General features: G+C 74.0%; 13 protein-coding genes and 1 pseudogene. 11 read left to right on the top strand and 3 right to left on the bottom strand.

The genetic code is table 11. The annotated features are described in order from the left end of the window. The 9 genes from EAO77_RS38355 to EAO77_RS00850 all read left to right on the top strand — a co-directional run. Positions 1 to 716, top strand: a 716-nt coding sequence (locus tag EAO77_RS38355) for a hypothetical protein (RefSeq protein ID WP_187283074.1), incomplete at its 5' end; no start/stop codon positions are given. Between the two features lie 28 nt (positions 717 to 744). Then, positions 745 to 2,337, top strand: coding sequence for a serine/threonine-protein kinase (locus EAO77_RS00815; RefSeq protein WP_187283075.1), 1,593 nt, complete (start codon positions 745 to 747; stop codon positions 2,335 to 2,337). Between the two features lie 150 nt (positions 2,338 to 2,487). Further along, positions 2,488 to 3,441, top strand: a complete 954-nt coding sequence (locus EAO77_RS00820) for a fibronectin type III domain-containing protein (RefSeq protein WP_147986220.1) — start codon at positions 2,488 to 2,490, stop codon at positions 3,439 to 3,441. Positions 3,442 to 3,500: 59 nt separating this feature from the next. Beyond that, complete coding sequence (locus EAO77_RS00825; RefSeq protein ID WP_147986221.1) at positions 3,501 to 4,367, top strand: PhzF family phenazine biosynthesis protein; 867 nt, start codon at positions 3,501 to 3,503, stop codon at positions 4,365 to 4,367. Positions 4,368 to 5,077: 710 nt separating this feature from the next. Further along, the gene (locus EAO77_RS00830) at positions 5,078 to 8,383 is read left to right on the top strand and encodes a nitrate- and nitrite sensing domain-containing protein (RefSeq protein ID WP_261993751.1); all 3,306 of its coding nucleotides are present in this window, start codon (positions 5,078 to 5,080) and stop codon (positions 8,381 to 8,383) included. Continuing rightward, on the top strand, positions 8,380 to 8,817 hold the full coding sequence (locus tag EAO77_RS00835) for a roadblock/LC7 domain-containing protein (RefSeq protein ID WP_147986222.1): 438 nt from the start codon (positions 8,380 to 8,382) through the stop codon (positions 8,815 to 8,817). Before EAO77_RS00830 ends, EAO77_RS00835 begins: the two co-directional genes overlap by 4 nt. 47 nt (positions 8,818 to 8,864) lie before the next feature. Beyond that, on the top strand, positions 8,865 to 9,221 hold the full coding sequence (locus EAO77_RS00840) for a DUF742 domain-containing protein (RefSeq protein ID WP_147986229.1): 357 nt from the start codon (positions 8,865 to 8,867) through the stop codon (positions 9,219 to 9,221). A gap of 6 nt (positions 9,222 to 9,227) precedes the next feature. Continuing rightward, positions 9,228 to 9,794: a GTP-binding protein gene (locus EAO77_RS00845; RefSeq protein ID WP_147986223.1), complete on the top strand. Its 567-nt coding sequence runs from the start codon at positions 9,228 to 9,230 to the stop codon at positions 9,792 to 9,794. Positions 9,795 to 9,842: 48 nt separating this feature from the next. Further along, entirely contained in the window at positions 9,843 to 10,976 is a 1,134-nt protein-coding gene (locus EAO77_RS00850) for an FAD-dependent monooxygenase (RefSeq protein ID WP_147986224.1), read from the top strand. A gap of 115 nt (positions 10,977 to 11,091) precedes the next feature. On the opposite strand, the gene EAO77_RS00855 is transcribed toward EAO77_RS00850, so the two are convergent. Together EAO77_RS00855 and EAO77_RS00860 are read right to left on the bottom strand one after the other, a co-directional pair. After that, positions 11,092 to 11,304, bottom strand: a complete 213-nt coding sequence (locus EAO77_RS00855) for a DUF4287 domain-containing protein (protein ID WP_147986225.1) — start codon at positions 11,302 to 11,304, stop codon at positions 11,092 to 11,094. Between the two features lie 145 nt (positions 11,305 to 11,449). Then, entirely contained in the window at positions 11,450 to 11,860 is a 411-nt protein-coding gene (locus EAO77_RS00860) for a VOC family protein (protein ID WP_147986226.1), read from the bottom strand. 77 nt (positions 11,861 to 11,937) lie between these two features. Here EAO77_RS00860 and EAO77_RS00865 point away from each other — a divergent pair. Next, a pseudogene (locus tag EAO77_RS00865) lies at positions 11,938 to 12,114 on the top strand (TetR family transcriptional regulator); the annotation flags it as partial. Here EAO77_RS00865 and EAO77_RS00870 read toward each other — a convergent pair. Further along, positions 12,087 to 12,485 (bottom strand): glyoxalase/bleomycin resistance/extradiol dioxygenase family protein, encoded by a 399-nt coding sequence (locus EAO77_RS00870; protein ID WP_147986227.1) that lies wholly within the window; start codon positions 12,483 to 12,485, stop codon positions 12,087 to 12,089. The pseudogene EAO77_RS00865 and the gene EAO77_RS00870 sit on opposite strands and share 28 nt — an antisense overlap. Positions 12,486 to 12,562: 77 nt before the next feature. On the opposite strand from EAO77_RS00870, the gene EAO77_RS00875 reads away from it, so the two are divergent. Next, the coding region (locus EAO77_RS00875) for a TetR family transcriptional regulator (protein ID WP_147986228.1) at positions 12,563 to 12,740 on the top strand (178 nt) is incomplete at its 3' end.

Raw genomic sequence — 12,740 nt, forward strand, 5'->3', positions numbered from 1 at the left:
GCTCCGGGTCGTCGGCGTGCCGGGACCCGAGCGGCCCGCCCGGGTCCCGGCACGCCGACGACCCGGAGCCGAGCCGGTCGGTCCTCGACCTGATCGGCCCGGTGCGCAAGATGCGCGAGGAGCTGGAGCGCCTGCGGCGCAGGGTGGCCCGCCAGGACGAGCGGATCGCCCGCCAGGACGAGCAGCTGGACCTGATGCGCCAGGCGCTCCAGCGGGTGCGCCAGGACACCACCACGGAGAAGGACGCGGCCCACCACGAGGCGGCCACCTGGTACACGGACGTGCGCCGCAGGATCGACGAACTCGCGGGGAGCGCCGCGCGGACGGCGTTCGGCGAGCGGGCGGCGGCGGATCGCCACGAGGCGCACGCGCGGCTCACCTCGGTCCTGTGCCGGCTGGCGTTCGCGGCCCAGCCCTCGTCCCCCGCGGAGTGGCGGCAGGCGGCCGCGGGCGTCACCGGCGACCCCGACGCCCTGCCCGACGTGGGCAGGGCCTGGCAGGAGGTGTCCGCGCTGCGCTTCCGGATCGGCCGGCTCGGCGGGGTGCACCGGTGGGACTTCGAGGTCCCGGCGGGGCGGCCGTACGATCCGGACGCCTACGACCTGTGGCACAAGTCCGACCCGGGCCTGCCGATGAGCCACGCGGTGGCCCCGGCGTACCAGGTCGCCGGGCGGACCGTCCATGTGCGCGCGTGGGTGCACACCGCGCGGGGCTGAGGAGAGAAAGAGAAGAGGGGAAGCGGGCATGCAGCAGGGCACGGTGCTGGGCGGCCGCTACACGCTCGGACGCCTCCTGGGCAACGGGGGGATGGGCGAGGTGCGCCAGGCGGTCGACGGGGGGACCGGCGACACGGTCGCCGTGAAGACCATGCTGCCGCGGGTCGACGACGCGGAGGGCGCCAAGCGTTTCGCCCGCGAGATGCAGGCGATGGGGCGGGCCAACAGCCGTTACGTCGTCGGGCTGCTGGACTCGGGCATCCACGGCGACAGCGCGTACCTGGTCATGGAGTACGTCGACGGCCGCAGCCTCGACCGGCTGCTCGCCGACCGCCGCTCCTGGAGCGTGCCCGAGACCACCCTGATGCTGTGGCAGCTGGCCAAGGGGCTGGCGCACGCACACAGCCACGGCATCCTCCACCGGGACGTCAAGCCGGCGAACATCATGATCGTGGACGAGAAGGAGGCCAAACTCTGCGACTTCGGGATCGCGAAGTTCCTGGGCGACCACAGCGCCACCGACCTCACCGGGACGGGCGTCGTCGGCACCCCCGCCTATCTCGCCCCGGAGCGCTGGGCGCCCGGCGCCGTGGACACCACGCTCAGCGACATGTACGCGTTCGGCTGCGTCGCCTACGAACTCCTCACCGGACAGCACGTGTTCGCACGCGAGCGGCCGGGGGGCGACCTGGGCGAACTGCACGCGCACGCGAGGCCCCGTCCGCTGCACACCCTGCGCGCCGACATCCCGCACGCCCTCCAGCGGCTGGTGGAGGCCCTGCTCGCCAAGCAGCCCGAGGCCCGCCCCTCGGCCGATTTCACGGCCGCCGTGCTGGAGATGCCGCCGCTGCGCGCCCTCGGGGAGTCGCGGGCCGCGAAGCGCCTGCGCGAGCACGCCGCCGAGAGCGAGAGGCAGGCGGCGGCGGCCGACGGCCTGCGCAGATCGGGCAGTCTGGAGGAGGCGCTGCGGGAGTACCGCACCATCGTCCGGCGCCGCACCCTGATGCGGGGGCCGGACGACGACAGCACGCTGCGGGCCCGCCAGGCGATGGCCGACTGCCTGTGGGCCATGCAGGAGGCGGAGGACTCGATCCGGCTGTGCCGCGAGATCGCCGCCGACTGGGCCCGGACCCTCGGCGACACCGGCGCGGACGCGATCGCCACGCTCCAGGCGCTCGCCTACCGGCTGGGGTTCGTCGGGCGGCACGCCGAGGCCCTGGAGTTCCTCGAACGGATCGCCCGCGCCCGGGCCGAGACCCGGGGCGACTCCCCGGTCACCTTCACCGCCGAACACCACTGGGCGGACTGCCTGCTCAAGTGCGGCCGCCCCGGCGACGCCGCGACGGTGCTGCGGAGAGTCGTCACCGGCCGGGCCCAGATGCTCGGCACGGACGACGCCGAAACCCTCCGCAGCACGCTGCTGCTCGCCGACGCGCTGGTGGCGTGCGGCGAGCCGGGGGAGGCGCTGGACCTGCTGCGGCCCCTGGAGTCACGTGGCCCGGAGAGCCCGGTGCACACCGAGGCCGGTCCCCGGCCGCTGCCGGAGAGGATCGCCGCGGCCGAGCGGACGGCGCACCGGGGCCGGGGGTTCTTCCGCCGCAAGGGCGCCCGGCGCGGGTGAGCGCGCGTACCGGGCCGGGCGACCGACGGGCCGGCGGGGTGGCCGCCGGTGCCGGGCGGTGCGATCACACCGCCGCATAGGTCTGGACCAATCTGCCGGCGACTGGCAGCCTGTCACCCACACCTGCCCGTCGCCCGCGGAGGACCGACCGTGCAACGTCCCCCCACACCGGCCGTGTTGGCCTGCACCGCCCTCTTCCTCCTCGCCGCCTGCGGTGGCGAGGACAAGGACACCGATCCCCCCACCCCACCCGCCGGCGTCACCGCCCAGGCCGGCAGCGCCACCTCCGTCCACGTCATGTGGGACCACTCCACCGACGACACCGAGGTCGCCGGCTACGAGGTCTACCAGCAGGGCGAGCGGGTGAAGACCCTGCCGGGCGCCAAGCACATGACCGACGTGGAGGGCCTCAACCCGAGGACCGCCTACCGCTTCACCGTCCGGGCCCGTGACGCCGCGGGCAACCTGTCCGCACCGAGCACCGCCGTGTCCGTGACCACCCCCGCCGCGGCGCCCGACGACCGCACGGCCCCCACCGCGCCGCTCCGGCCGCGCGGCACCGTGGACGGCAGCCGCGCCGTCACGCTCACCTGGGGCGCGTCCCGGGACGACACCCGGGTCACCGCGTACGACATCTACCAGGAGGACGCCCGCGTCCACAGCGTGCCCGGCGACGAGACCACCGCCCGCGTCACCAACCTGCGCCCCGGCACCGTGTACACCTTCACCGTCCGCGCCCGGGACGCCTCGGAGAACTCCTCCCCGGACAGCCCGGCCGTCGACCTCACCACCGCACCCGGCCCCGGCGACGGCCCGAGCACCGCACCGGCCGGCCTGGAGGCGACGGCGCACAAGGGCCGCATCGACCTCTCCTGGATCCCGCCCGACACCGGGGCGCCGGTCAAGGAGCACCAGCTCTTCCTCGACGGCGAGCAGGCGACGACCATCGTCTGGGGCGCCCAGCCGGCCGGTCCCCGCGTCACGTACACGATGACCGTCACCGACCCCCCGGGCACCCGCTACAGCATCAAACTCCGCGCCCGGCTCCCCGACGGCACCTGGGGCGACTTCTCGGCACAGCGCACGGTGGTGGTCGCCCGCTGACGGTCCGCCGCCCGGCGGGGGCGGGGAACAATCCGGGGGAGTGCCCGGTTGCAGCGATCATGACGACAGAGCCCGAGATCCTGCACTACACCGCCTTCTCCGCCGACCCCGCCGGCGGCAACCGTGCCGGGGTCGTCCTGGACGCCGGCGGGCTCGCCGACGACGCCATGCTCGCCATCGCCGCCCGCCTCGGCTACAGCGAGACCGCGTTCCTCACCGACCCGCCCGAGGGCCTCGGCGGCGCGGGCACACGCGCGTTCACCCTCCGCTTCTTCAGCCCGAAGGCGGAGGTGCCGTTCTGCGGCCACGCCACCGTGGCGGCCTCCGTCGCGCTCGCCGAACGCTCCGGCCCCGGCGACCTCGTGTTCGCCACGCCCGCCGGCACGGTGCCGGTGAGCGTCACGGAGGACGACGGTGTGCTGCGGGCCACGCTCACCACCGTCGAGCCGCACACCGAGGAGATCGGCGACGCCGACCTCGCCGAGGCGCTCGCCGCCCTCGACTGGCCCGCCGGAGACCTCGACCCGTCCCTGCCGCCCCGCATCGCCTTCGCGGGCGCCCGCCACCTCGTGATCGGGGCGGCCACCAGGGAACGGCTCGCGGACCTCTCCTACGACTTCGCACGCCTCGAAGCCCTGATGCACCGGCTCGGCCTGACCACGCTCCAGCTGGTGTGGCGCGAGTCCCGCACCGTGTTCCACGTCCGCGACCCCTTCCCGGTGGGCGGTGTCGTGGAGGACGCCGCGACAGGTGCGGCGGCCGGCGCCTTCGGCGCGTACGCCCGGGAGTTCGGCCTCGTCCCCGCCGCCTCGGTGCTCACCCTGCACCAGGGCGCCGACATGGGGCGGCCGGGTGTGCTGACGGTGGAGCTGCGCGAGGGCGACGCCCGCGTCCGCGTCAGCGGCACCGGCACCCGGATCGCCTGACCGCCGCGAGGGGCGGCCGCGGCGGCCGCCCCTCGCTCCCCTGCGGACCCGGGTCAGGACGCGGGCGCCTGGACTGGGGCGTGGGCGTCACCGGTGGCAGCGGGGCGGGGGCGGCCCCGGCGGCCGGGGAGCGGGTCAGCAGTCCCGTCGCCGGGGTGCTTGCGAGAGCGAAGTGGGATCCGATGGCGGCGGCTCTGCGGTTCTTCACCAGGCCTCACCTTGGCCTGGACCACGCAACTGCCCTCCAAGCTGACGCTGTCGTCTGCACGCCTCAAGGGTTGTGCGCGGGGCGGCGCCGATCGACCCCCTCGTTCCGCTTGACGGGTGCGAACGCGGGCATGGCGGTGTCGCCGGTGTGCGGGGGATGCGCGCCGGGGGACCGGAATCGACGGTTCGCCCCTCGCGGGCGGTGGGGGCGCAGTTTATGGATGCCTCGGCGGGAGGGCTCGGGCTGTGCGACGGGCCGACGGGTGCGCGAGGGCTCCTCCCACTACTCCCCTGCATATCCCAGGAGTTGACGCGGTGTGTCGAGTAACGGCCTTGTGTCTGAACGGTGTTGCTTGTGTGGGGGCGCTTCCTGGGCGGTTTCGCGGTGTGACTAGTATTCACGCGTCGTAGTTCTGCACGGATCTGATCAGTCATCAGACTGACCCCTCCTCAAGGAGATCGCTCTGCGCACGCGCGCGTCACGGCGGACCGGCACGACTTCCATGTCGCTGCGGACAGCTCTGCTGGTCCTGGCCTTCGTCCCCGGCATCGCGCTGGTCGCCCTGTGGGCCGTCACCAGCGGTCAGACCTTTCTCGACTTCCAACGGCAGGCAGCCCAGGGGCAGTTGGCCGAGAAGGCGGGACAGCCGTCCAACCTCGTGTACTACAACCTCCAGGAGGAGCGGAGGCTCAGCGCCGAGGTCCTCGCCCGGCAGCGCGGCGCCGCGGAGGCGCTCGCCGAGCAGCGGGTCAGGACGGACGAGGCCGTCGAGACCTTCCGGTCCGCGTCGGACGTCTCCGCCGACGACGCCCCCGCCGAAGTCCTGGAGGCCGTGTCCGAGGCCCGCGAGGCCATCGGCCAACTCCCCGCCCAGCGCTCCCTGGTGGACGGCGGCGACAGCGACCAGCAGGAAGCGGTCTACCGGTACTACACCGACCTGATCGCCGTGGACCTCCGGCTGTTCACCGCCCTCAGCCACGTCGACAACGGCAGGATCACCACCCTCTCCCAGCCGCTCGTCGACCTCTTCTGGGCCAAGGAGATGATCTCCCGCACCGATGCGCTGCTCGCCCGTGGCTGGGGCAGGAGGGAGCTCGGGTCCGAGGACCTCCAGCAGGTCCGGCAGGCCGTCTCCGCGCAGTCGTTCCTGCACAGCACCAAGGTCGTGCCCTTCCTGCCCGACGACGAACGGGCCATGTGGCAGGAGATCACCGGCAGCCAGGCATGGAAGGCGAAGACGCAGGTGGAGTCCACCGTGCTGCGTCCTGCCGACGCCGGACGCGACGGCGCCGTCCCGCTCACCGCCGACCGCGGCACCTGGCGCGCCGCCATGGACACCCTCACCCCCGAGCTGGAGGAACTGCTCGAACACCGCACCGCGCTGGTCGTCGAGAACGGCAAGAACAGCGTCATCTCGCTCCTCCTGAAGATGGTCCTCACCACCGTCGTCGGCCTGATCGCCGTCATCGCCGTCATCTGGACCACCTGGCGGCTCACCCGCAGCCTCCGCCGGCGCATCAGCAGCCTCCAGGCACAGGCCGAGGCGCTGCAGAAGGCACTGCCCGACGTCGTCGAACGCCTCGCCAACGGCGAACGCATCGACGTGGAGGCGGAGGCCCGCGCCATCGAGGACAGCGGCACGGACGCGTCGTCCGACGAACTGGCCCAGCTCGGCAAGGCCCTCAACCTCGCCCGCACCAGTGCCCTGGCGGCCGCGGTCAAGCAGGCCGACCAGCACCGGGGCTTCGAGCGCCTCCTCCAGCGCATCGCCCGCCGCACCCAGCAGCTCATCGGCCAGCAGCTGAAGCGGCTCGACGAGCTGGAGCGCCGGCACGAGGACCCGGAGGTGCTCGACGGCCTCTTCGACCTCGACCACCTGACCGCCCGCCTGCGGCGCTACGAGGAGAACCTCGTCATCCTCGCGGGCGGCACGCCGCACCGGCGCTGGCGCAAGCCGGTCGCCGTGCTCGACGTGATGCGCTCCGCGCAGGGCGAGGTGCAGGACTACCAGCGCGTCGTGCTCGACCTCGACGGCAGCCCCTGGCTCGCGGCCCGCGCGGTCGGCCCGGTCTCCCATGTGCTGGCCGAGCTCATCGAGAACGCGCTCAGCTTCTCGCGCCCGCCCAGCCCGGTGGAGGTCAGGGCGGCCTCGGTCAGCCGCGGACTCGCCATCGAGGTGGAGGACCGCGGCCTCGGCATGGAGGAGGACCAGCTGGCCGAGGCCAACGAGCTCATGCTCCGTCCGCCCCGGCTCGACCTGCTCGCCCACTCCGACGACATCCGGCTCGGCCTCCAGGTGATCGCCCGCCTCGCGTCGCAGTACGGCCTGCGCGTGGAGTTCCGCTCCTCGGCGTACGGCGGAACCCGCGTCGTGGTCCTCGTCCCGCACGAGCTCACCGTGAGCGGCCCGGACCAGGAACCGGCGCCCCTCACCGCCGTGCCCGCGCAGCGTGCGCAGACCCCCGAGCCCGCCGGGACGGGGGCGCTGCCCAGCCGGGTGCAGGGCAGGGCGCTGGCCGAGGTCACCGCGCTGAACGGCGCGGGACCGTACGGGGCGGGCTCCGAGACCGCCGACGGCTCCGACCGGCCGTTCGACGGCTTCGCCACGGCGGACCCGCAGACGGCCGCAGCGGCGGCCCCGTTCGCGGGCGGACACACCGGCGGCGTACCCGTCCCGCCGGACCCCGGCACACAACCGCCCTTCCCGGCGGGGGCGCCGGACGCGCAGCCCTTCGCGGCGGGGGCGCCGGACTCCGGCACGCAGCCCTTCGCGGCTCCCGCGCCGGACTCCGGCACGCAGCCCTTCGCGGCTCCCGCGCCGGACGCCCAGCCCTTCCCGGCGGGGACGCCGGACGCCCAGCCCTTCCCGGCGGGGACGCCGGACGCCCAGCCCTTCCCGGCTCCCGCGGCGGATCCCGGACCGCAGTCCTACGCGGCTCCCGCGCCGGACTCCGGCACGCACCCGTACCCCGTCCCCGGGCCGGGTGCCGCCGCCGGGCCCGGGGCCTACGAGCCGTATCCGCAGCCGCGGCCCGGCTACGACCCCGAGGACGACGTCTTCGCCGCGCCGGGATTCGGAGCCGCGGTCCCCTACGCGGGCACGGGCCACGGTCCCGCCGCGGGCGCCCCGCTCGGGGCGGAGGCACACTCCCCTGCGGGCGACGAGCAGTACATCACCGGACTCCAGCCCTACACGGACCCGAACTCCCCGGCCTACGCGGGCGGTGGCAACCGCTACCCGGCCCTGTCCCCGGCGGCGGACCACGGACCCGGCCCGGTGACCTCCGCGTACGGGCCGACCGGGCCGAGCCGCGTCGAGCCTTCGCCGGCCGGCGGCGCCGCGGCCGCCGACGCCTTCGCCCGGCCGGGAGCCGGGCGTCCCGCACCCGGAGGCGAACTCCCGGCGCCGGGAACCGCGTTCCCGCCGCCGGCAGCCGCACCCGGCGCACCGGCGGCCGCCTTCCCGCCCCCCGGAGCGGAGACCCCGCTCCGAGCGGAGACCCCGCCCGGAGCGGAGACCCCGTCGCCCGGCGGCGAACCGCCGCTGCCGCGCCGGGTGCGCCAGGCCAGCCTCGTCGACGAACTGCGCGTCGACCCGGCGGCCCCGCGGCCGGTGGCACCCGCGCCACGGCGGTGGCAGGACGACCCCCTGCTGCGCCCCGTCCCGCGCCGTGCCGGCGCCACGATCGGCGCGTTCCAGCGCCGCTCCCGGGCCGCACGCGCCACCGGCGACACGTCCGCACCGGCGCGGCCCGAACCGGGCACGCCGCCCGTACCTCCCCATCCCACGAGAGAAGAACGGTCATGACACGCACAACCGCCACCCACCAGGACCTCGACTGGCTGCTCGACGGCCTGGTGGACTCGGTGGCCGAGACCCGGAACGCCGTCCTGCTCTCCGACGACGGCCTGGTGGTGAGTCACTCGCGGAGCATCGACCGCGCCGACGCCGAGCGCCTGGCCGCCATCTGCACCGGACAGCAGAGCCTCGCCCGCGGTGTCGGCCAGCTCTTCGGCGGCGGCGTCGTGCACCAGGTGATCGTGGAGCTGTCCGACCTGTGGCTCTTCATCATCTCCGCCGGCCAGGGCACCCACCTGGCCGTGGTGGCGTCCCAGGAGGTCGACGCGGAGGTGATGTCGCTGGCGATGCACAACCTCGTCCAACAGGTCGGACAGAAGCTCGGCACCCCGGTGCGCGGCGAGTTCGACGCGTTCGGCACCGGGGACGGGCCGCGCGCGTGAACCCGTACTGGGAGGACGAGGGGTACGTGGAGGACGGAGCGGGCAGCATGGTGCGCCCGTACACCATCACGCGCGGCCGGACCGCTCCCGAGCGGGACGACTTCACGCTCATCACGGTGCTGACGACGCGTGACGAACCGCTCGACGAGCGCGGGGTGCCGCTGCGCACGGGCAGGCTCCAGCCCGAGCACCGGGCGATCCTCGCGCGCTGCCGCCGGCCCTCGGCGGTCGCCGAGGTGGCGGCCGGCCTCGACCTCCCGGTCTCGGTGACCAAGATCCTTCTGGCCGACCTGGTCGGCCAGGGCCTTCTCACCGCCCGCGCGCCCCTGACGGTGGCCCGCGCGGCGGGCGGCGCCGACAGGAGCATGCTCGCCGCCGTTCGTGACGGACTCCGGAGACTCTGAACCCACATGACCAACAGTCAGGCGGCACCCGCCGCCGTCAAGATCCTCATCGCCGGCGGCTTCGGCGTCGGCAAGACGACCCTGGTCGGCGCGGTCAGCGAGGTCGCACCGCTGCGGACCGAGGAGTACCTCACCAAGGCCAGTGTCGGCGTCGACGACCTCGCCGGCATCGGCGCGAAGGACACGACGACCGTCGCCCTGGACTTCGGTCGCATCACGGTCAGCGACGAGCTCGTCGTCTACCTCTTCGGCACCCCGGGCCAGGAACGCTTCTGGTTCATGTGGAACGACCTGGTCAACGGGGCGCTCGGCGGTGTGGTCATCGCGGACACCCGGCGCCTGGAGACCTCCTTCGCCTCGATCGACTTCTTCGAGAGCCGGGAGATCCCCTTCGTGGTGGCCATCAACTGCTTCCACGGCCACAACACCCGTACACCGGAGGAGATCAGGACGGCGCTCGACCTCGACCCGCACGTCCCGCTGCTGGTCGGCGACGTCCGCCTGCGCGACTTCGACCGGGACGTGCTGCTCGCCCTCGTCGACCACCTCATGAGCCTGCCCGTGGCCGGCTGACGCCCCGCCCCTGCCCGTACCCCGCGGCCCATCCCCTGGAGACCCCTGATGGCATCACCCCTGCGCGTCCTGATCCACGGCGGCGGCATAGGCGGCCTCACCCTCGCCACCGCGCTGGCCCGCCGCGGCCACTCGGTCGAGGTCGCCGAAGTCCGCCCCGGACTGGAGGCCCTCGGCGTCGGCATCATCCAGCCGTCCAACGCGCTGCACGTCATGCGGGAGATCGGTGTGCTCGACGCCTGCCTGAAGGCCGGCTTCGAGTGGGAGATCCTCACCATCGCCGACCCGGCGGGCAACCCGCTCGCCCGCATCCCGCAGCCCCGGATGGGCGACGCGCCCTCGAACAACGGCATCCCGCGGCCCGCCCTCGCACGGGTGCTGGGGGACGCGGCCGCGGCTGCCGGCGCGAAGATCCGCTTCTCCGCCACCGTCACCGACCTCGCGGACGACGGGGAGGGCGTCGACGTCACCCTCTCCGACGGCTCGTCCGGGCGCTGGGACCTGGTGGTCGGCTTCGACGGGATCGGCTCCCCGCTGCGCACCCGTCTCTACGGCGACCGCTTCGCGCCGGAGTACACCGGCTTCGCCAACTGGCGGGTGACCGTGCCGCGGCTGCCCGAGGTGCAGGGTGTGGTGATGAGCACCGCGGGTCAGGAGGCCAAGGCGCTCCTCACCCCGATCACCGGCGAACTGATGTACCTGGGCGCCGTGTTCGCCGAGGAGCCCGACTTCCGGCCGGACCCGGAGCGGGCCCACGAGCAGCTGGCGGGGAGGCTGGCGATGTTCTCGGGCCCGGTGGCCGAGGCCCTCGCCACGGCGACCGACCCGTCGGCCGTGGTGTACTCGCGGATCTCCCAGGTGACGGTCGACGCGCCCTGGCACGTGGGCAGGGTGGTCCTCGCCGGCGACGCGGCCCACGCCTCCACACCGCACATCGCGCAGGGCGCCGCCATGGCCGTCGAGGACGCCGTCGTGCTGGCCGAGTCCCTGGACGGCGCGCCGGACGTCCCCGCCGCCCTGGCCGCCTGGGAGGCCCGGCGCCGCCCGCGCGCGCTGTGGGTCCAGGCGATGTCCCGGGCCGTGCTCCGCCAGGAGACCGGCCTGCCGACGACGCCCGAGGAGGACGAGCTCCTGAAGGTGGGCATTCCCGGCGCGGCGCACGTCCTCGCGAAGCCGTACTAGCCGAACTAGCCGTACCGGCCCCGCCGGTGCCGGGTGGTCCGCGCTCCCTGCGCGGCGCGGCCGCCCGGCAGCGCTCTCCGTCCCTGCCGCCGCTTCCGGCCCCGCGGGCGCCGCGTCACGTCCCGGCGCGCTCGGCGAGGGTGTGCGCGACCAGGGCGTTGGCGTGGCCGTGGCCCAGACCGTGCTCCGCCTTGAGCCAGGCGACGAGTTCCATGTGCCTGGTGAGGGGCGAGGCGCGGATGAGGTCCTGCCAGTGCGCGACCGGGTGGCCGTACTTCTTCTCGATGGACGGGAAGTAGCTGGCGGGGCCCTTCACGGGTGCGGTCATGGCGTCGTGTCCCTTCGGTTCGCGACGCACCCGCCGTACCGGGCGCGTCGTACAGGGGAGACGTCCGCGGGCCCGCGATCTCATCGCCCGCGGAATGTGAGACGGGTCACGCGGCGGTGCCCGCGGCACTCACCGGGCGGGCCGCTCAGGTGTACAGCCGGGCGTACTCCTCGGTGGGCTCGATCGGTGTGATGACGTCGATGAGGACGCCGTTCGGGTCGGGGACGATGAAGTGGCGCTGACCGAAGTCCTCGCTGCGCAGCGTCAGTGCGGGGCGCAGTCCCTCGCGGACCACGAGCCGCTCCCACTCCGCGTCCACGTCCGCCACCTCGAAGTTGAGCAGCAGCCCCTGGACTGGGGTGCGGTGACCCTCGGGGATCGTCGGGTGGGTGTGGTCGAGGAGGGCGAGCTCGCCGCCGCCCTCGCCGGGCCCGCGCAGGCTGATGTACCAGTCGGCCTCGAAGGCGATCCCGAAGCCCAGGAGCCGGGTGTAGAAGTCCCGCGACTCCGCCAGGGCGGCGGTGCCGATCACCGGGTAGAAGCTGGTCGTTCTCATGGCGGACCCTTTCGCGTACCATCGGTATGCCAACCACGCTATTCACGTACCATCGGTATGTCAACAAGGAGTCCGTCATGCGGCAGGACGGCGTCCGCGCCCAGCGGCGCGAACAGACCCGGCAGGCACTGCTCGGGGAAGGGCGGCGCCTCTTCTCCGAACGCGGCTACGCGGACGTCGGGCTCGCCGAGATCGTCGCCGCGGCCGGCGTGACCAAGGGGGCGCTCTACCACCACTTCGCGGGCAAGACCGAGCGTGTGATGACGTCGATGAGGACGCCGTTCGGGTCGGGGACGATGAAGTGGCGCTGACCGAAGTCCTCGCTGCGCAGCGTCAGTGCGGGGCGCAGTCCCTCGCGGACCACGAGCCGCTCCCACTCCGCGTCCACGTCCGCCACCTCGAAGTTGAGCAGCAGCCCCTGGACTGGGGTGCGGTGACCCTCGGGGATCGTCGGGTGGGTGTGGTCGAGGAGGGCGAGCTCGCCGCCGCCCTGGCGGAGTCGCGGGACTTCTACACCCGGCTCCTGGGCTTCGGGATCGCCTTCGAGGCCGACTGGTACATCAGCCTGCGCGGGCCCGGCGAGGGCGGCGGTGCCGATCACCGGGTAGAAGCTGGTCGTTCTCATGGCGGACCCTTTCGCGTACCATCGGTATGCCAACCACGCTATTCACGTACCATCGGTATGTCAACAAGGAGTCCGTCATGCGGCAGGACGGCGTCCGCGCCCAGCGGCGCGAACAGACCCGGCAGGCACTGCTCGGGGAAGGGCGGCGCCTCTTCTCCGAACGCGGCTACGCGGACGTCGGGCTCGCCGAGATCGTCGCCGCGGCCGGCGTGACCAAGGGGGCGCTCTACCACCACTTCGCGGGCAAGACCGAGC

The organism is Streptomyces sp. T39 (genome assembly GCF_008042045.1).
GTDB lineage: Bacteria > Actinomycetota > Actinomycetes > Streptomycetales > Streptomycetaceae > Streptomyces.